Consider the following 19,652-nt stretch of genomic DNA (forward strand, 5'->3'; position numbering starts at 1 on the left):
AAGTCTGAACCATTCTGCCGATGGCTCCAGCCAATGTGTTTATTCAGTGACGGAATTACAACCCGCGTCACATCCGCTCCCTTTTCGACACGTCAATTTTGACGATTGCCTGTTTTTCGTCAGCGTTTTTTCCCGCAGGGAGCCGTAAAGTCAGCGAATACCCACATCAAAAACATGGCATAGAAGCTGCATAGTGGCTGCGTAAGAATTGACTAACGGGAGCAGACTGATGAAAAAAGTCGTCACGGTATGCCCGTATTGTGCCTCAGGTTGTAAGATCCACCTGGTGGTCGATAACGGCAAAATCATCCGGGCGGAAGCGGCACAGGGGAAAACCAACCAGGGAACCCTGTGCCTGAAAGGCTATTACGGCTGGGATTTTATTAACGATACGCAAATCCTCACCCCGCGCCTGAAAACCCCCATGATCCGTCGCGAGCGCGGCGGCAGGCTGGAAGCCGTCTCCTGGAGCGAGGCGCTGGACTACGTCGCGACCCGCCTCAGCGCCATCAAGGCCAAGTATGGCCCGGACGCGATCCAAACCACCGGCTCCTCGCGCGGAACGGGGAATGAAACCAACTATGTGATGCAAAAATTCGCGCGCGCCGTTATTGGCACCAATAACGTCGACTGCTGCGCACGCGTCTGACACGGCCCTTCGGTTGCAGGTCTGCACCAGTCGGTCGGTAACGGCGCAATGAGTAATGCGATCAACGAGATAGATAACACCGATCTCGTCTTTATCTTTGGCTACAACCCGGCGGATTCGCACCCTATCGTCGCGAACCACGTGATTCGCGCCAAACAGAACGGGGCGAAAATCATCGTCTGCGATCCGCGTAAAATCGAAACCGCGCGCATTGCGGATATGCACATCGCGTTGAAAAACGGCTCGAATATCGCGCTGCTGAATGCGATGGGTCACGTCATCATTGAGGAGAACCTCTACGATCAGGCCTTTATCGCCACGCGTACGGAAGGCTTTGAAGAGTATCGGAAAATTGTCGAAGGCTACACGCCGGAGTCGGTCGAAGCGATAACCGGCGTCAGCGCGCAGGAGATCCGCCAGGCCGCGCGGATGTACGCGGAGGCCAAAACCGCCGCCATTCTGTGGGGCATGGGCGTGACCCAGTTCTATCAGGGCGTGGAAACCGTGCGCTCCCTGACCAGCCTCGCCATGCTGACCGGCAATCTCGGGAAGCCGCACGTCGGCGTGAACCCGGTGCGCGGCCAGAACAACGTGCAGGGCGCGTGCGACATGGGGGCACTGCCGGATACCTATCCGGGCTATCAGTACGTCAAGTTCCCGGAAAACCGCGAGAAATTCGCGAAGGCCTGGGGCGTGGAGAGCCTGCCGGAGCACACCGGATACCGCATCAGCGAGCTGCCGCACCGCGCGGCGCACGGCGAGGTGCGGGCGGCCTACATCATGGGTGAAGATCCGCTCCAGACCGACGCCGAGCTTTCTGCGGTGCGTAAAGGGTTTGAGGATCTGGAACTGGTCATCGTCCAGGACATCTTTATGACCAAAACCGCGGCGGCGGCGGACGTGATTTTACCGTCGACGTCATGGGGCGAGCATGAAGGCGTCTACACGGCGGCGGACCGCGGCTTCCAGCGCTTCTTCAAAGCGGTCGAGCCGAAGTGGGACCTGAAAACGGACTGGCAGATCATCAGCGAAATCGCCACCCGCATGGGCTATCCGATGCACTACAACAACACCCAGGAGATCTGGGACGAGCTGCGGCACCTGTGTCCGGACTTCTACGGCGCGACCTATGAAAAAATGGGCGAGCTGGGATACATCCAGTGGCCGTGCCGCGAGGAGTCCGACGCCGACCAGGGCACGTCGTATCTCTTTAAGGAGAAGTTCGACACCCCGAACGGGCTGGCGCAGTTCTTCACCTGCGACTGGGTCGCGCCGATCGATAAGCTCACCGACGAGTATCCGATGGTGCTCTCCACCGTGCGTGAGGTGGGCCACTACTCGTGCCGTTCGATGACGGGCAACTGCGCCGCGCTGGCCGCGCTGGCGGATGAGCCGGGCTATGCGCAGATCAACACCGCCGACGCGGAGCGGCTTGGCATTGAGGATGAGGCGCTGATATGGGTGAACTCGCGTAAGGGCAGGATCATTACGCGCGCCCAGGTCAGCGACAGGCCCAACAAAGGGGCGGTCTATATGACCTACCAGTGGTGGATTGGCGCCTGTAACGAGCTGGTGACGGAGAACCTCAGCCCGATAACCAAAACGCCGGAGTATAAATACTGCGCCGTGCGCGTCGAGCCGATTGCCGATCAGCGCGCCGCGGAACAGTATGTGATCGACGAATATACGAAGCTGAAGGCCCGGCTGCGCGAAAGCGCAATGGGTTAAAGCCGTTAATTAAACGCTGAATAAAGGGGATGAGCTATTCATCCCCTTTTTATTTATAAATTTATCATTTATGAGTTTTATATTTATTCTGGAAGGCGTCTCGCAGGAAAAATGTAATTAGCGCGGAAAAGAATTACATCTTTGCATTTTACTTCAGAGGGATAAGATGTGCGGCGGGTGCTTAAGACTTTCTGTCTTGAGCATTGTTGAGGGACAGAAAGTGGAAAGCCCCGGGAAATTTGCATTCACCCGAGGCTACCCCCTCAACAACCAACAAGTTGAGGGTAGCCTCTTATTCTTTTTTTGACAAGGAGTAAAAGGCATGACGCCATTAAAAGCTGTGTTAGGCATAGTTTCAATTATATGTCTGACCATAGTGATATTCGCCTTTATTAATCGCGGGAAGTTATGCGAGCTCACAATAAAAAGCGAACATCAGGAGGTGGCGGCGAAATTAGCCTGTATTTCGGGCTAACCTCATCGGGCGGAACGGCCGTTCCGCCCGGCTTGTAGGATGCTGAGGTCTTAATGCACCCGTTTTTTTCTTCTGCGACCGCGATTATACTGCGCGGCACGTACCCTAATGATAAGAATCCATGAGACACATTTTACTGTTGTTGTTCGTTTTCACCTCGCTGGCGCGCGCCAACGCGATTGGCAGCCAGTATCAGGAACAGGCCGACGCGGGCGACGCGCGTGCGCAGTACTATCTGGCCGACACGTATTTTAGCTCCGGAGACAGCCAGAAGGCCGCGCAGTGGGCGGAGAAAGCGGCCAAAGGCGGCGACGTCGACGCAATGGCCCTGCTGTCGCAAATCCATTTTACGCAGGGTGATTACGTGCAGGCGAAAGCGCTTGCCCAGCAGGCGAACATTGCGGGCAGCAAGCGCGGTGCGATCATGCTGGCGCGCGTGCTGGTCAATACCGAGGCAGGCAGTACCGACTATCCAAAGGCCATTGCGCTGCTGCAAACCGCCACGGAGGATCTCGACAGCGATTCGGCGGTCGATGCGCAATCCCTGCTGGGGCTGATCTATGCCAACGGCGTTGGGGTTGCCCAGGACGATGCAAAAGCCGCCGCGTGGTTTAAGCGCAGCTCGTCGCTGTCGCGCACGGGATACGCGGAATATTGGGCGGGCATGCTGTTCCAGCAGGGTGAAAAAGGCTTTATCACGCCGAATAAGCAGAAGGCGCTGTACTGGTTGAACCTGAGCTGTACCGAAGGGTTTGATACGGGGTGTGAGGAGTTTGATGCGCTGAGCGGGGAGTAAAAATCCCCTCACCCTAACCCTCTCCCCAAAGGGGAGAGGGAATAGGCTTTTTACACTACTGGTCGGCCGTCTTATCAAAACGACCCAGCACCTCGCGCTCGTACGCCAGCGCTTTCTTGCGGTCGAACTTGTGCTCCCACTTGGCAATCACCAGCACCGCCAGCGCGTTACCCACCACGTTCAGCGCGGTACGCGCCATGTCGAGGATACGGTCTACGCCCGCGATAAATGCCAGCCCTTCCAGCGGAATGCCCACGCTGCCCAGCGTCGCCAGCAGCACCACGAACGACACGCCCGGCACGCCCGCGATCCCTTTCGAGGTCACCATCAGCGTCAGCACCAGCACGATTTCCTGCCACAGGGAGAGATCGATGCCGTACAGCTGGGCAATAAAGATGGCCGCAATACTCTGGTACAGCGTCGAGCCGTCGAGGTTAAAGGAGTAGCCGGTCGGCACCACGAAGCTGGTGATTGACGCAGGCGCCCCGTAGGCCTCCATCTTCTCGATAATACGCGGCAGCACGCTCTCAGAGCTTGCCGTCGAGTAGGCCAGAATCAGCTCGTCCTTCAGGATGCGGATCAGGATCCAGATGCTCAGCCCGCACAGACGCGCCACGAGGCCCAGCACCACCAGCGCGAAGAACAGGATCGCGAAGTGAACCAGGATAACCAGCTTCGCCAGCGGCCACAGGGAGGCAAAGCCGAAGTTAGCGACGGTTACCGCAATCAGCGCAAATACCCCGACCGGTGCGTAGCGCATCACCATGTGGGTCACTTTGAACATGGTTTCAGAGATAGAGCGGAACACGGTCACCAGCGGCTCGCGGTGGGTCGCCGGAAGGGAGGACAGGCCCAGGCCGAACAGCACCGAGAAGAAGATGATCGGCAGCATTTCGCCCTTCGCCATGGACGCGACGATGTTGGTCGGCACCAGCGAAAGAATCGTCCCCATCAGCCCGTGCGCATGGCTTTGCACGTCAGCGGTTGTGCTTTGGTATTTCGAAATATCCACCGTTGCCAGCTGCGACATATCGATCCCGGAACCGGGCTGGAACACGTTCGCCAGCGTGATGCCGAGAATGATGGCCACCGTAGTGATCACTTCGAAATAGATAATGGTTTTCGCGCCGATACGCCCGAGCTGCTTCGCATCGCCCACGCCGGCAATACCAACCACCAGCGTAGCAATCACGATCGGGACGACAATCATCTTGATAAGGTGAATAAAAATATCGCCTGCCGGAGAAAGCAGGTTCGCGATCAGCCATTCGCGGCTGTCGCTATGATAGTGGAGGTAACTGCCCAGTAAGATGCCCAGCACAAGGGCCAGCAGGATTTGCCAGGCCAGGCTGATTTTCAAATTTTTCATAAAAACTAACTTCCTCAATGAAATCTCCGCACCACCGAACTGCATGAATAGGGAGACATACTGAAAGGGTATGTATTGTGTTGCGTTGGTTTATGGGATTTTTTAACGCGGCGTATGAGTATCATTTGCACGGCATGCTGCGCAAGCCTTAAAGAACGAGGCATTTCACTGCCAAAAGGGGCTATGACACGAATTTGTAATAATTCTTATAAATAACCATTTGTTATAAAAACGCTTTTTTTCACCTAAATGTGAATAATCGTCCGCATAAATTATTTCCCTTCAAAGTTTCATTCGCTCATTTTTCAACCTGTTCAGACAATGCGTGATCTGCCGCCCAAAACCTAAACAAAGCTTGTAAAGCCCCTACTCTTAACGTTTTTGCGACATATTATTAACATCTTACAAGGAGAAAAAAAGCCATGAGCCAAATCCATAAACACGACATTCCCGCAAACATTGCGGACCGTTGCCTGATAAACCCGGAGCAGTATCACGAGAAGTATCAGCACTCCATCTCCAGCCCGGACGCCTTCTGGGGCGAGCAGGGACAGATCCTTGACTGGATCAAACCGTACCAGAAGGTGAAAAACACCTCCTTTGCGCCGGGCAACGTCTCCATTAAATGGTATGAAGACGGCACGCTGAACCTGGCCGCAAACTGTCTGGACCGCCATCTTGCCGAGCGCGGCAACGAAACGGCCATCATCTGGGAAGGCGACGACGCCTCTCTAAGCAAGCACATCACCTATAAAGATCTGCACCGCGACGTGTGCCGCTTCGCCAACGTCCTGCTGGAAAGAGGCATTAAAAAGGGCGACGTCGTCGCTATCTATATGCCGATGGTGCCGGAAGCCGCCGTGGCGATGCTGGCCTGCGCGCGCATCGGCGCCATTCACTCGGTGATTTTCGGCGGCTTTTCGCCGGAAGCGGTTGCCGGGCGAATCGTCGACTCCAGCTCGAAGCTGGTGATCACCGCCGACGAAGGCCTGCGCGCCGGGCGCGGCATTCCGCTGAAGAAAAACGTCGACGAAGCGCTGAAAAACCCGAACGTGAAGACCGTCAGCAACGTTATCGTCCTCAAGCGTACCGGCGGCAACGTTGACTGGCACGAGGGGCGCGACCTCTGGTGGAGCGACCTGATCGAAAAGGCCAGCGACCAGCACCAGCCGGAAGAGATGAACGCGGAAGATCCGCTGTTTATCCTTTATACCTCCGGCTCAACCGGCAAGCCCAAGGGCGTGCTGCACACCACCGGCGGCTATCTGGTCTACGCGGCGACCACGTTCAAATACGTGTTCGACTACCATCCGGGCGACATTTACTGGTGTACCGCCGACGTCGGCTGGGTCACCGGCCACAGCTACCTGCTGTATGGCCCGCTGGCCTGCGGCGCTACCACGCTGATGTTTGAGGGCGTGCCGAACTGGCCGACCCCGGCGCGCATGTGCCAGGTGGTCGATAAGCACCAGGTCAATATCCTCTACACCGCGCCGACCGCGATCCGCGCGCTGATGGCGGAAGGCGACAAGGCCATCGAAGGCACCGACCGTTCGTCCCTGCGCATCCTGGGGTCCGTGGGCGAGCCGATCAACCCGGAAGCGTGGGAGTGGTACTGGAAGAAGATCGGCAACGAAAAATGCCCGGTGATGGACACCTGGTGGCAGACCGAGACCGGCGGCTTCATGATCACCCCGATGCCGGGCGCGACGGAGCTGAAAGCCGGTTCGGCAACGCGTCCGTTCTTCGGCGTGCAGCCCGCGCTGGTGGATAACGAGGGCAATCCGCAGGAAGGCGCGACCGAAGGCAACCTGGTAATCGTGGATTCCTGGCCCGGACAGGCGCGCACGCTGTTTGGCGATCACGAGCGCTTCGAGCAGACCTACTTCTCGACCTTTAAGAACATGTACTTCAGCGGCGACGGCGCGCGTCGCGATGAGGACGGCTACTACTGGATCACCGGGCGCGTGGACGACGTGCTGAACGTCTCCGGCCACCGCCTGGGCACGGCGGAGATAGAATCCGCGCTGGTGTCCCATCCGAAGATTGCCGAAGCCGCCGTAGTCGGCATTCCGCACAACATCAAGGGCCAGGCGATTTACGCCTACGTCACGCTAAACCACGGCGAAGAGCCGTCGCCGGAGCTGTACGCGGACGTGCGAAACTGGGTGCGTAAGGAAATCGGCCCGCTCGCCACGCCGGACGTGCTGCACTGGACCGACTCGCTGCCGAAAACCCGCTCCGGCAAAATTATGCGCCGCATTCTGCGCAAAATTGCGGCGGGCGATACCAGCAACTTCGGCGATACCTCAACGCTCGCCGATCCTGGCGTGGTGGACAAACTGCTCGAAGAGAAGCAGGCCATCGCAATGCCTTCGTAATTTTTTCTCCCTCTCCCCGTGGGAGAGGGCCGGGGTGAGGGCATCAGACCGCTCCTTCCTTCACCCTCACCCTAACCCTCTCCCTCAGGGAGAGGGAATTAAAACAACCCTCCCCAAAGGATTTCGCGTTGCAGGAAGGCGGCAAGCGAGAACATCCCCAGGAGCATAGTTTACTATGTGACTGGGGTGGTCGAGTGCGGCCAACGCACCTGCGGCGTGAAAGACGAAGGGGAACTTCTGGAGACTCTGTGATGAATGACCATATTTGTCAGCAGATAGAGAACAGTGCGCACTACAGGGAGCTCGTCGAAAAACGGCAACGGTTTGCCTTCTTACTTTCCATCATCATGCTGGTCATCTACGTCGGCTTTATTCTGCTGATCGCCTTTGCCCCGCACTGGCTCGGCACGCCGCTGCACGCGGGAACCAGCGTCACGCGCGGCATCCCGATTGGGATCGGCGTGATTGTGATTTCGTTCGTGCTGACCGGCGTCTACGTCTGGCGCGCCAACGGCGAGTTCGATCGTCTTAACAGGGCCGTTCTGCAAGAGGTAAAAGCATCATGAAGCGAGTTCTGACGGCGCTTGCCGCCGCACTGCCTTTTGCAGCCAACGCTGCCGACGCCATTACAGGCGAGGTTCAGCGCCAGCCCACCAACTGGCAGGCGATCATCATGTTCCTGATTTTCGTCCTGCTGACGCTGTACATTACCTACTGGGCCTCGAAGCGCGTGCGCTCGCGCAACGATTACTACACCGCGGGCGGCAACATTACCGGCTTCCAGAACGGGCTGGCGATTGCGGGCGACTTTATGTCCGCGGCGTCGTTCCTCGGGATCTCCGCGCTGGTCTATACCTCCGGCTACGACGGCCTGATCTACTCTCTCGGCTTCCTCGTCGGCTGGCCGATCATCCTGTTCCTGATTGCCGAACGCCTGCGCAATCTGGGGCGCTATACCTTCGCGGACGTCGCCTCCTATCGCCTGAAGCAGGGGCCGATTCGCACCCTCTCCGCCTGCGGCTCGCTGGTGGTGGTGGCGCTGTACCTGATTGCGCAGATGGTCGGCGCGGGCAAGCTCATCGAGCTGCTGTTCGGCCTGAACTACCACGTTGCGGTGGTGCTGGTCGGCGTGCTGATGGTGATGTACGTCCTGTTCGGCGGCATGCTCGCCACCACGTGGGTGCAGATCATCAAGGCGGTGCTGCTGCTGTTCGGCGCGAGCTTTATGGCCTTTATGGTGATGAAGCACGTCGGCTTCAGCTTCAATAACCTGTTCACCGAAGCGATGGCGGTACACCCGAAAGGGGAAGCGATCATGAGCCCGGGCGGGCTGGTGAAAGACCCGATATCCGCGCTCTCGCTCGGCCTGGGGCTGATGTTCGGCACGGCGGGCCTGCCGCACATCCTGATGCGCTTCTTCACCGTGAGCGACGCGCGCGAAGCGCGGAAGAGCGTCTTCTACGCCACCGGGTTTATGGGCTACTTCTACATCCTGACCTTCATCATCGGCTTCGGCGCGATCATGCTGGTGGGGGCGAATCCGGCGTTCAAGGACGCGGCGGGCGCGCTGATTGGCGGTAACAACATGGCGGCGGTGCACCTGGCCGACGCGGTGGGCGGCAACCTGTTCCTCGGCTTTATCTCCGCCGTGGCCTTCGCCACCATCCTCGCGGTGGTCGCCGGGCTGACGCTGGCCGGGGCCTCTGCGGTCTCGCACGATCTCTACGCCAACGTGATCCGCAAAGGGGCGAGCGAGCGCGACGAGCTGAAGGTGTCCAAGATCACCGTGCTGGTGCTGGGCGTGGTGGCGATCCTGCTGGGGATATTGTTCGAGAAGCAGAACATCGCCTTTATGGTGGGGCTGGCCTTCTCGATTGCGGCGAGCTGCAACTTCCCAATCATCCTGCTTTCGATGTACTGGTCGAAGCTGACCACGCGCGGGGCGATGATTGGCGGCTGGCTGGGGCTGCTGACGGCGGTGATCCTGATGGTCCTCGGCCCGACGATTTGGGTGCAGATCCTCGGTCACGAGAACGCCATCTTCCCGTATGAATACCCGGCGCTGTTCTCCATTGCCGTGGCGTTCATCGGCATCTGGTTCTTCTCGGCCACCGACAACTCGCCGGAAGGTAATCTGGAGCGCGAGAAGTTCCGCGCCCAGTTTATCCGCTCGCAAACCGGCCTGGGCGTTGAGCAGGGCCGCGCGCACTAAGCATCACTCCCCGGCCGCAGGGCCGGGGAATTAAAACATCACCCACGCCACCAGCGGCGCAATCAGCACCATCACCACGCCCGAGAGCATCATCACCAGGCTGGCGACCACGCCCTCCTGCTGGCCGAGCTCGTACGAGCGCGCCGTGCCCGCCCCGTGCGACGCCGCGCCAAACCCCGCCCCTTTCGCCATCCCTTCGCGAATGGAGAGCCGCAGAAACAGCACGTCGCCCACCGCCATGCCAAACACCCCCGTCACCACCACAAACAGCGCCACCAGATCAGGCTGGCCGCCGAGCGGTTTTGCCGCCGCGAGGGCAAACGGCGTGGTGACCGAGCGCACCGCCAGGCTGCGCTGGATCTCATCGGAGAGGGTAAACAGCCGCGCCAGCCAGACCGAGCTGCACACCGCCACCACCGTGGCGGTCATGACGCCCGCGCTGAGCGACATCCAGTGGCGCCTGATGATTGCCAGGTTGTCGTAGACCGGCACCGCAAAGGCGATGGTCGCCGGGCCGAGCAGCCACAGCAGCCAGTGGGATTCACCGATGTAGTTCTGCCAGGAGATATGCCCGAAGACCAGCATCAGCACCAGCAGCACGGGCGTGAACACCAGCGGCATCAGCGGCAGGGCGTGAAAGCGGCGGTAAAGACGCTTGTTGGCAAAGTAGATCGCCAGCGTGGCGAGCAGGCACAGGACGCTAATCTGGAAGTTAGTCATGCTTCTGCCTGCTGATTTCAAACCGGTACACTTTATCCACCACCCAGGCGGTGGTGCCGAGCACCATCAGCGTGCTCAGGGCGATCACCGCGAAGATGCGCCAGCCGTCGACCATCAGCAGCTGGGCGTAATTCACCACCGCCACCACGGCGGGCACGAAAAACAGCAGCATCTCCGCCAGCAGCCAGCGCGCGCCCGCGCGCACCCAGCTCAGGGGAACGATGCGGCACAGGATGAGCGTGAGCATCAGCACCATCCCCACCAGGTTGGCGGGAAGCGGCAGGTGCAGCCAGCTAACGAGATATTCAGCGAAGACGAACAGCCCTGCATAGAGCAGAACCTGAACCGGGACCTGGAGTCGTTGCACAACGGCAGGCGTAACACGACCTAACGCCACGGCCATGGATGATTTCCTCAAAAGTGAGACGGAGCGCCAGTATAGAGAGCGCACGTCGGTGAAAGAAATGAATTAAAATCATCGAAGGTATAGTTCCGAGGAATAATCATGGACATAAGAACGCTGCGCTATTTTGTCGAGGTGGTTCGCCAGCAAAGTTTTACCCGCGCAGCGGAGAAGCTGTTTGTCACCCAGCCCACCATCAGCAAGATGCTGAAAAACCTCGAGGATGAACTGAACTGCACCCTGCTGATCCGCGACGGGCGCAAGCTGCTGCTGACCGATACCGGGCGCGTGGTGTTTGAGCGCGGCCTGGCGATTCTGGCGGAGTTTCGCCAGCTCGAGGCGGAGCTGGGCGACATCAACCACCTTAACAAAGGGCTGCTGCGGCTCGGCATTCCGCCGATGGTCGGCATGATGATGGCCGGGCCCATCAGCCTGTTTCGCCAGCGCTACCCCGGCGTTGAGCTGAAGATTTCCGAATTTGGCGGCCTGACCGTGCAGCAGGCGGTGATCAACGGCGAGCTGGACGTGGCGATGACCGCCCTGCCCGTCGAGGAGGAGAGCGGCCTGGCGACGCTGTCGCTGTTCAGCCATCCGCTTTGCGTGCTGGTGCCGCGCGCCGGCGACTGGATGCAGATCGACTCGGTGAAGCCGGAGGTGCTCGCCGGGCATCCCCTGCTGATCTACAACGAAGATTTTGCCCTCAGCCGCCAGCTGATGGCGCTGTTTAGCCAGCACAGCGTGAAGCCGCGCATTGCGGTGCGCAGCGGCCAATGGGATTTCCTTGCGGCGATGGTGCAGGCGGGCGTGGGTATCGCGATCCTGCCGCAGCCCATCTGCGAGCGGCTGGATAAAAACACGCTGCGCTGGATCCCGCTGGAGAGCGATTTGCGCTGGCAGCTCGGCATGATTTGGCGCGAAGGGGTCTATTTATCGCACAGCGCGCAGGCGTGGTTACAGTGTTGTGAGGGGTTTTGGGTGCGGCCTGAATAGCCGGGTGGCGGCTTCGCCTTACCCGGCCTACAGGTTTTGTAGGCCCGGTAAGCGCAGCGCCACCGGGCAAAAACAGCGCTACTGATTCTCTATCAACAGCGCTTCCAGCAGGTCCAGATCGTGCAGCAGCTTTTGCAGCGTTTCGTTGCTGATCTGGCGCGTGGCGCGCAGGTGATAAAGCTCGGCGCGCTCCGAGCGCAGCGCCGCCAGGCGGAAGCGGCGCTCGAGGTTCTCTTCCTGCAGCGAGCTTTCCGCGTCGTTACGCCCGTCGGCACGGCGGCGCAGGTTACCAATCACGCGGGAGCTGACTTCCTTCAGCAGCTGGTTATCGATGTTCTCTTCGGCATCCGCCGCCAGGCGCTCCTCCATCTTCTCGATCGCCACAATCGCCACTTCAGCCGTGGCGGCGCGGGCAATGCGCTCCTCCTTATGCTGCTGGGTGTGGTCGCCCACCTCCAGGTGCTGGAGCAGAATAGGCAGCATCACCACGCCGACAAACAGCGAGAACAGGATCACGCCCGCCGCCAGGAACACCAGCTCGTAGCGCGCCGGGAAGACGTCCCCGGTGGGCAGCAGCAGCGGAATCGAGAGCACACCGGCAAGGGTAATCGCCCCGCGCACGCCCGCGAAAGAGGCGATAAGCAGCTCGCGCGTGGTCCATGAACCAAACTCCATCGGCTTTTTCTTCAGGAAGCGTTGGCTCAGGTTTTTCATCGTCCACAGCCAGCCGAAGCGCATCAGCATCAGCGCCATGTAGATCAGCACGATGTCGGTGAACAGCATCCAGGTTTCCACGTTCGGGTCCGCTTCCGCCGCCACCAGCGAGGACTCCAGAATGCCCGGCAGCTGCAGGCCCAACAGCAGGAACACCATGCCGTTAAAGACAAATTCCAGCATCGCCCAGGTGCTGTTGGCGCGCAGGCGCATCGCCAGCGGCGCGGTGCGCATCACGCCGGAGCGGGTGATGGTCATCCCCGCCGCGACGGCCGCCAGGATGCCCGACACGCCGATGTGTTCGGCAATCAGGTACGAGGCAAACGGCAGCAGGAACAGCAGCACGATCTGCGTGGCGGGCTCATCGCCGCCCCAGCGGCTGAGGAAGCGCAGCGAACGGCCGTACAGCCAGCTGACCACAAACCCGGCCAGGATGCCGCCAATCGCGACCTTGAAAAATTCCAGCGTCGCGCCGCCAATGGTAAACACCATCGTTCCCATGGCGACCGCCACGGCAAACTTCAGGGCCACCAGGCCGGAGGCGTCGTTCATCAGCGCCTCGCCCTGCAAAATGCCCATGATTTTCTTCGGAATGCGCCCCTCGCCGACGATGCCGGAGAGCGCCACGGCGTCGGTTGGCGACAGCACGGCGGCCAGCGCGAAGGCGGGTATCAGCGGAATGCCCGGCACCGCCCAGTAGATCAGGTAGCCAATCCCGACCACGGTGACGATAACCAGCGCCAGCGCCAGGCCGAAGATCTCCCGGCCGTGCTCCAGGAACTCGCGGGTGGGCGTTTTCCAGCCGTCGGCAAACAGCAGCGGCGGAATGAACAGCACGAGGAACAGCTCGGGGTCGAACTCAACGTGCAGGCCAAACGTCGGCCACGCCAGCAGCGCGCCGATGGCAATTTGCATGAGCGGCAGGGGTAACTGAAAGGGCAGTACGCGTGTAACTACCCCGGATAATGAGACCACTAAGGTCATGATGAGTATTGTGAAGAAGATTTCCATGCGTTCCCTGTTTGCAGCGTTTCTTATGTACTTCGAAAGGCGTCGTGCCTTTGATTATATCTTCCTCAGAGTAACGCAAAAGGCAACCGGATGGGGGCTGAAAATAAAAAACGGGCGGCCTGAGCCACCCGTTTTCGCATTAATCGATAAGTTAAATCGCCCAGCCGCCCGCGTAGAACGCCACCAGCGCGACGGCAATCACCACCGTGCCAACGTTCAGCTTGCGCCACTCGCCGGACACCAGGCGGCCAATCACCAGCGAGGCAAAGCCGATCATGATGCCGGTCACGATGTTGCAGGTCAGCACGATAAAGACCGCCGTGATCAGGCCAGACATCGCGTCCACAAAATCGGCAAAGTCGATTTTCGCCACGTTGCTCAGCATCAGCAGGCCGACGTACATCAGCGCCGGGGCGGTTGCGTAGGCAGGCACCAGGTAGGAGAGCGGAGAGAGGAACAGGATCAGCAGGAACAGCACACCGACGGTGATCGCCGTCAGGCCAGTTTTGCCGCCTGCCGCCGTACCCGCCGCGGATTCAATGTAAACCGCGGCAGGCGCTGCGCCCACCAGGCCAGAGAACACGCTGCTCAGGGAGTCGGTGGTCAGCGCTTTGCCGCCGTCGATAATCTGGCCGTCTTTATCCAGCAGGTTGGCCTGACCGGCCACCGCGCGGATGGTGCCCGTTGCATCGAACACCGCCGTCATCACCAGCGCCAGCACGCTTGGCAGAACCACCGGGTTCAGCGCGCCGACGATATCCAGGCTGCCGATCAGGGAGTTGCCTTTGTCATCGCTCAGGGACGGCATGGCGAAAATGCCGGAGAAGTGGACGGTCGGGTCAAAAATCAGCCCCACGATCGAGACGCCGATGATGGTCAGCAAAATGCCGCCGGGCACCTTCAGCTTCTCGAGGCCGATAATCACCGCCAGGCCAATCAGCGACATGATCACCGGGAAGCTGGCAAAGTCGCCGAGCGCAACCGGCAGGCCGTCGAGCGGGTTCTTGATCACCAGGCCCACGCCGTTTGCGGCAATCAGCAGCAGGAACAGGCCGATACCGATGCCGGTGCCGTGCGCCACGCCCTGCGGCAGGTTGCGCAGGATCCAGCTGCGGATGCCGGTGGCGGAGATAATGGTAAACAGCACGCCCATCAGGAAGACCGCGCCGAGCGCGACCGGCACGCTGATGTGCTGCCCCAGCACCAGGCTGAACGCGGTGAAGGCGGTCAGCGAGATGGCGCAGCCAATCGCCAGCGGCAGGTTAGCCCACAGGCCCATTACGATGGAGCCGACGCCCGCCACCAGGCAGGTGGCCACGAAGACGGCCGCAGGCGGGAAGCCCGCCTTGCCCAGCATGCCCGGCACAACGATCACCGAGTAGACCATCGCCAGAAACGTTGTCAGACCGGCAACGACTTCCTGGCGCACGGTGCTGCCGCGAGCGGAAATTTTAAACATGGCGTCAAGCGAACCGCCGGTACGCGCAGATGGCGTAGACATAGAGAACATCCCCTGAGAGTTTTTATAGGTCGTTGGTAAGCGTGGTGGCGTCTCCGCTGCCAGCGAAACGTCAAATCCATGTACTGCGTTTGCGACGAAAAGGGCGTCACAAAAAAGCAAACGTTTAGCTCCGCGCTTACAAAACGGGTGGTCAATTTAAGGCAAACGATTATCTAGCCGAATCCCTGCCCTTTTCAACTTAACTTTCGCCTTTTTCGCCAAAATTCTCTCAGGGCGACGAAGAAATAATCAGAGGATGCGCAAACGTTATCGTCCCTGCGCAATTTCGTTGCATTTTGTGCTATCCAGGAATATTCAGCGGCCCGCCCTGCTCGAGGGTTCGCTGCCAGCCGGGACGCATTTCCACCTTTTTCTTCCAGGCGTGGGTATGGGGCAGGTTGTCAATGCCGCCCCGCGCCAGCAGCGCAAAAATCGGAAAGCTCATCTGGACGTCGGCCATGCTGAGCGTTTCGCCGGCAAACCAGGCGTTTTGCGCAAGATGCGATTCGATAAAGCGCGCGTGCGTTTCAAGCTGGCGATCGAGATACGCCTTCTGCACACCCTTGCCGAGCGCCTTGCCCAGCGTTCTCAGGCCGAACGGCACGGGCGGTTTTCCGAGGCTGTTAAACACCAGCTTCATTAACAGCAGCGGCATCAGCGAACCTTCGGCGTAGTGCAGCCAGAAGCGATACTGGATTTTATTGGCGGGGTCCTGCGGCTTGAGGTGAAAATCGGGATCGTAGTTTTCCTGTAAATACTCCAGAATCGCCCCGGATTCGGCGAGGATCAGCCCGTTATCCTCCACCACCGGCGATTTGCCCAGCGGATGCACTTTCTTGAGCGATTCGGGGGCGAGCATCGTTTTCTCGCGCTGGTAATGCACAATCTCATACGGCACGGAAAGTTCTTCCAGCGCCCAAATCGCGCGATGCGAGCGTGACTGGTTAAGGTGGTGGACCGTTATCATCGTTTTCTCCTGAGCTTCATCCTTTTAACTATAGAAAATCGAACAAGATCGCGAAAAAAATTTGGCGAAAAAGTAGCCTTCGCCGCTGGCGTAAAAACGGCCTTTGCATACACTTAAAGTGTCAGCACAATCCGGAACCTCATCAACCAGCTCGACACGAGGTGTGCGGACGTCGGGGGAAACCCTCCTGTGAACCAGCGGGATAGAGAGAAAGACAAAGACCGGGAAAAACTAAAGCGCCCAATTGTAGCGCTTTAGTTCTTTTTGCGGCATGGGTTTTGCCGGGTGGCGGCTGCGCCTTACCCGGCCTACGTTCGGGAATGTGGTTTTTTGTAGGTCGGGTAAGGCATAGCCGCCACCCGACGCGCGGGCCGCAGAGGGCTACTCTTCCTCCAGCAGCCGCGCCCCCGTTCCCTGCTCGCCGAGCCGGTCGCCCGGGTTACGCAGCGGGCATTCGCTGCGCGACAGGCAGCCGCAGCCGATGCATCCGTCAAGCTCGTCGCGCAGCGCCACCAGGGTATGAATGCGCCTGTCCAGCTCGTCGCGCCACTGGGAGGAGAGCTGCTTCCACTCTTTTGCGCTCAGCGTATGGCCTTCAGGCAGCACGCCGAACGCGTCGCTGATGGTGGCCAGCGGAATGCCGATCCGTTGCGCAATTTTGATGATCGCCACGTAGCGAAGCACGTCGCGGGTGTAGCGCCGCTGGTTCCCCGCGTTGCGGATGCTTTTAATCAGCCCTTTGCTTTCATAGAAGTGGAGCGCCGATACCGCCACGCCGCTGCGCTTCGCGACGTCTCCGGGCGTCAGGAGCGCTTTGATCCGCGGTAATCTCTTTTCCATAAAACCTCTTTACCTCAAGTTAACTTGAGGAATTATACTCCCCCGCAGAGAAAACGACGAATCAACAGAGACAGTTGTATGTAAAGAGGGGCAACCTTATGTCGCATCAGCAAATTATTCAGACGCTTATTGAATGGATTGATGAACATATCGACCAACCGTTGAACATCGATGTGGTCGCTAAGAAATCGGGCTATTCGAAATGGTATTTACAGAGAATGTTCCGCACCGTCATGCACCAGACGCTGGGCGAGTATATCCGCCAGCGCAGGCTGCTGATGGCGGCTCAGGCGCTACGCTCCACGCAGCGGCCTATTTTTGATATCGCCATGGATCTGGGCTACGTCTCACAGCAGACGTTTTCCCGGGTGTTCCGCCGCGAGTTTGACCGCACGCCGAGCGACTATCGCCACCAGCTTAACTAGTGCGCTGAGAGTAAAGGCTGCTGCTGCCAGGTCATAAACTCCTGCGGCGGCATCGCTTTCGCGAAGTGCCATCCCTGACAATACTGCACGCCGCGCTTCAACAGCCAGCTGACCTGCTCCGCCGTCTCTACCCCTTCCGCGATGGTTTTAAGCCGCAGGCTCTGGGCCATCTCGATGATGTGCTCGGCAATCAGGTGGCTGGTGCTGTTGGTGGTCAAGGTATCGACAAACGATTTGTCGATTTTCAGGATATCCACGTTCAGCGAGTAGAGGTTATGCAGGTTCGAATAGCCGGTGCCAAAGTCATCGATCGCCACCTCGTAGCCCGCCTGGCGAAACGCCTGGATCACCGGCGTGGTTTTCGGCACGTCGATAAACCCGCGCTCCGTCACCTCGATTTTGATCTGCTGCGCGCGCACGGCGAAGTGCCTGGCCTTGTCCGATATCATGGCGATCAGGCGCGAGGAGTGGAAATCGGAAGCCGAGAGGTTAATGGAGATATAGAGGTGCGGGTGAGCCGCCAGGAACTCCCCGAGATCGCTAAACACCTCTTCCACCACGTAATCCGTTATCCGCTCGATCATCCCCTCTTTTTCCGCCAGCGGAATAAACTCGGCCGGGCTCATGACTTGCCCGTTAAAACCGGGCCAGCGCAGGAGCGCCTCCGCCCCAACGCAGCGGTTGTTCTTGATGTCGATAATGGGCTGATAATGCACGCGCAGCTGGCGACGGGTAAGCGCCCGATGCAGCAGACGCCCCGGCGAGTTAAGCTCGCGGCGGGTGCGCGACCACACCAGCAGGATAATAATGCTGCAAATCATCCCCAGCGGCAGCGTCAGCGTGGCCTGATGATAAAGCGTTTCATAAAAGCGTTTATTCGACGTTGAGACGATGGCGGCAATAGGACGTTTATCCGATTTAACCACCGTGTAAAAACGGTCATCTATTTGAAATGACGCTTCCTTATCCCGAATCATCGAATTTAATAAGGGAACGTTGGCCTTTGAACTGACGGAGAAGAAGGCATTTGTCACCGTGTCGTAGACTCCCCACGACAGGGAATTATCCGAAGACATCACTTCGCTGTAGGAAAGTGGATTAACCACCACAACATAATTCCCGCGCTGCATATACGTCATTTTATAGCCGTTGAAAAAGGGCGTATCGCGATAATAATAGATAGCAACGTCGGGCTTACGCGTGTAATTGGCGGTGGGGATCGCGTAGGGATGTTCAGGGGTAAAAACAGTAGAGCAAAGAAAATTCTGACCTTCGGCGTAAATTAAATCAGCGATGAACAGGCGGCCACGAACAACGTTTAGCATATATTGACGGTGCGCGGGGGTGCACAGCTGCCCCTGATATTTTTCCGCATCATCCCGCGCTAAATCAACTTCTTGTATAACCAGTTCAGTTTTGTCTAAAGCCAGGTCGGCAAATGTGCGTAACGCCGCGCTGGTTTCCGATACGGCGCGCAGCTGGGCAAACCATAGCGCAAGCATCACGGGTAGCATAACTACCATGATAATCCCTAATCCCCCGAGCACCTTGCGCCGTGCGCTACGATTCATTTTACGCTCTATATCCCTGCAAGTTGTATGCCTGTAGTAATGAAGGCCGGGTGCTTCGATAAACAGGTGATTACGTTGCATGAATCATGCGAAGTTAGCAACTGACTTTTCGTATTAAAAATCTGATTTTTTGTTATGCCGATAATATTTTTCCGTAAGCTAAACTAAAAGTATTCATTCAGTTTCAATTAAGGAAAATAAATATCCAGCCCGCCCGTTGATTTAAAGATAATCTGCCGTTGAAATTTTCTTTATCGCCCGCCTCTCGCCGCCTGAAAAAAGTACAAGCGGCCCCCGCTAATTCGCGCGTTTGATTGCGCATATTTTCCGCGTTAATTTATTAATAATCCGCTGCGCTTTACCTCCCCCCTTCTCCCTTTGGGCGATAACGCGCTAACGGTGGGCGTGGCAAAGAGGGATACTTCGCCTGCGAAGATATATTCTTCTACCGAGCTTCGCCGCCCTTTCCCGAGGGTAAACCGGCCATTTTTCACCCCCTGACACTGGCGAATAAAAGAGCAATCGTGATATAGTTCACACTTATCATGTAACGAAAAACATTGTTTCATTGTAGTGCATCTGCTCTGTCGAGGATGGGTTTATGGCAACCATTACCACCAGCATGGTTCTTCTGCGCTGGCCGTTGTTGAGTGCGGTTTTGATGTTTTTAGCCAGCACGCTGAATATTCAATTTCGTAAATCTGACTATGCGGGTCTGGCGGTGATCAGCACCCTGCTGGGGCTCGGGGCCGCCTGCTGGTTCGCGACGGGCCTGCTGGGCATTACCCTGCTGGATATCGCCGCTATCTGGGAAAATATGAAAGTGGTGATGGTGGAAGCCATGAGCCATACCCCGCCGGACTGGCCGGTGGTCATTACCTGATCGGCCTTTCCCCTTGC

At 58.4% G+C, this 19,652-nt stretch carries 17 protein-coding genes; 9 read left to right on the forward strand and 8 right to left on the reverse strand.

Translation table 11 applies throughout. The annotated features are described in order from the left end of the window. Nucleotides 1-229: 229 nt before the first annotated feature. The 3 genes from fdhF (at nt 230) to AB8804_RS13145 (ending at nt 3,648) form a co-directional block, all read left to right on the forward strand. Entirely contained in the window at nt 230-2,377 is a 2,148-nt protein-coding gene (gene fdhF / locus AB8804_RS13135; RefSeq protein WP_371186782.1) for a formate dehydrogenase subunit alpha, read from the forward strand. A gap of 322 nt (nt 2,378-2,699) precedes the next feature. After that, nucleotides 2,700-2,852: a Hok/Gef family protein gene (locus AB8804_RS13140; protein ID WP_371186784.1), complete on the forward strand. Its 153-nt coding sequence runs from the start codon at nt 2,700-2,702 to the stop codon at nt 2,850-2,852. A gap of 121 nt (nt 2,853-2,973) precedes the next feature. Further along, complete coding sequence (locus AB8804_RS13145; protein ID WP_371186786.1) at nt 2,974-3,648, forward strand: tetratricopeptide repeat protein; 675 nt, start codon at nt 2,974-2,976, stop codon at nt 3,646-3,648. A gap of 55 nt (nt 3,649-3,703) precedes the next feature. Here the strand turns inward: AB8804_RS13145 and gltP are convergent, their stop codons facing one another. After that, nucleotides 3,704-5,017, reverse strand: a complete 1,314-nt coding sequence (gene gltP, locus AB8804_RS13150; protein WP_371186788.1) for a glutamate/aspartate:proton symporter GltP — start codon at nt 5,015-5,017, stop codon at nt 3,704-3,706. A 422-nt stretch (nt 5,018-5,439) separates the two neighbouring features. Between gltP and acs the strand changes: the two genes are divergently transcribed. The 3 genes from acs (at nt 5,440) to actP (ending at nt 9,610) form a co-directional block, all read left to right on the forward strand. Continuing rightward, entirely contained in the window at nt 5,440-7,398 is a 1,959-nt protein-coding gene (gene acs, locus AB8804_RS13155; RefSeq protein ID WP_371186790.1) for an acetate--CoA ligase, read from the forward strand. Between the two features lie 251 nt (nt 7,399-7,649). Next, nucleotides 7,650-7,964, forward strand: a complete 315-nt coding sequence (locus AB8804_RS13160) for a DUF485 domain-containing protein (protein WP_371186792.1) — start codon at nt 7,650-7,652, stop codon at nt 7,962-7,964. Beyond that, a complete protein-coding gene (actP, locus tag AB8804_RS13165; RefSeq protein WP_371186794.1) occupies nt 7,961-9,610 on the forward strand; it encodes a cation/acetate symporter ActP in 1,650 nt (549 codons plus the stop codon). Before AB8804_RS13160 ends, actP begins: the two co-directional genes overlap by 4 nt. 30 nt (nt 9,611-9,640) lie before the next feature. Here the strand turns inward: actP and AB8804_RS13170 are convergent, their stop codons facing one another. Further along, the gene (locus tag AB8804_RS13170) at nt 9,641-10,330 is read right to left on the reverse strand and encodes an LrgB family protein (RefSeq protein WP_371186796.1); all 690 of its coding nucleotides are present in this window, start codon (nt 10,328-10,330) and stop codon (nt 9,641-9,643) included. Then, on the reverse strand, nt 10,323-10,733 hold the full coding sequence (locus tag AB8804_RS13175; RefSeq protein WP_112013230.1) for a CidA/LrgA family protein: 411 nt from the start codon (nt 10,731-10,733) through the stop codon (nt 10,323-10,325). Before AB8804_RS13175 ends, AB8804_RS13170 begins: the two co-directional genes overlap by 8 nt. A 102-nt stretch (nt 10,734-10,835) precedes the next feature. On the opposite strand from AB8804_RS13175, the gene AB8804_RS13180 reads away from it, so the two are divergent. Further along, entirely contained in the window at nt 10,836-11,723 is an 888-nt protein-coding gene (locus tag AB8804_RS13180) for a LysR family transcriptional regulator (protein WP_371186798.1), read from the forward strand. A gap of 78 nt (nt 11,724-11,801) precedes the next feature. On the opposite strand, the gene AB8804_RS13185 is transcribed toward AB8804_RS13180, so the two are convergent. The 4 genes from AB8804_RS13185 to soxR all read right to left on the reverse strand — a co-directional run bounded on the left by AB8804_RS13185 (nt 11,802) and on the right by soxR (nt 16,756). Continuing rightward, a complete protein-coding gene (locus tag AB8804_RS13185; protein WP_371186800.1) occupies nt 11,802-13,448 on the reverse strand; it encodes a Na+/H+ antiporter in 1,647 nt (548 codons plus the stop codon). Nucleotides 13,449-13,599: 151 nt separating this feature from the next. Continuing rightward, nucleotides 13,600-14,949 carry a guanine/hypoxanthine transporter GhxP gene (ghxP, locus tag AB8804_RS13190; protein ID WP_371186802.1) on the reverse strand — a complete coding sequence of 450 codons (1,350 nt, stop codon included), beginning with the start codon at nt 14,947-14,949 and terminating at the stop codon, nt 13,600-13,602. A 301-nt stretch (nt 14,950-15,250) separates the two neighbouring features. Further along, entirely contained in the window at nt 15,251-15,916 is a 666-nt protein-coding gene (locus AB8804_RS13195) for a glutathione S-transferase family protein (RefSeq protein ID WP_371186804.1), read from the reverse strand. A gap of 381 nt (nt 15,917-16,297) precedes the next feature. Further along, nucleotides 16,298-16,756, reverse strand: coding sequence for a redox-sensitive transcriptional activator SoxR (soxR, locus tag AB8804_RS13200; RefSeq protein WP_371186806.1), 459 nt, complete (start codon nt 16,754-16,756; stop codon nt 16,298-16,300). A gap of 98 nt (nt 16,757-16,854) precedes the next feature. Between soxR and soxS the strand changes: the two genes are divergently transcribed. Continuing rightward, on the forward strand, nt 16,855-17,181 hold the full coding sequence (gene soxS, locus AB8804_RS13205) for a superoxide response transcriptional regulator SoxS (RefSeq protein ID WP_371186808.1): 327 nt from the start codon (nt 16,855-16,857) through the stop codon (nt 17,179-17,181). Here the strand turns inward: soxS and AB8804_RS13210 are convergent. Further along, nucleotides 17,178-18,752: an EAL domain-containing protein gene (locus tag AB8804_RS13210; protein WP_371186810.1), complete on the reverse strand. Its 1,575-nt coding sequence runs from the start codon at nt 18,750-18,752 to the stop codon at nt 17,178-17,180. The genes soxS and AB8804_RS13210 overlap by 4 nt on opposite strands. Before the next feature lie 601 nt (nt 18,753-19,353). Here AB8804_RS13210 and AB8804_RS13215 point away from each other — a divergent pair. After that, nucleotides 19,354-19,635 carry a YjcB family protein gene (locus AB8804_RS13215; protein WP_371186812.1) on the forward strand — a complete coding sequence of 94 codons (282 nt, stop codon included), beginning with the start codon at nt 19,354-19,356 and terminating at the stop codon, nt 19,633-19,635. Nucleotides 19,636-19,652: the final 17 nt, after the last annotated feature.

The sequence above is a fragment of the Enterobacter sp. KBR-315C3_2022 genome, assembly GCF_041399425.1.
GTDB lineage: Bacteria > Pseudomonadota > Gammaproteobacteria > Enterobacterales > Enterobacteriaceae > Enterobacter.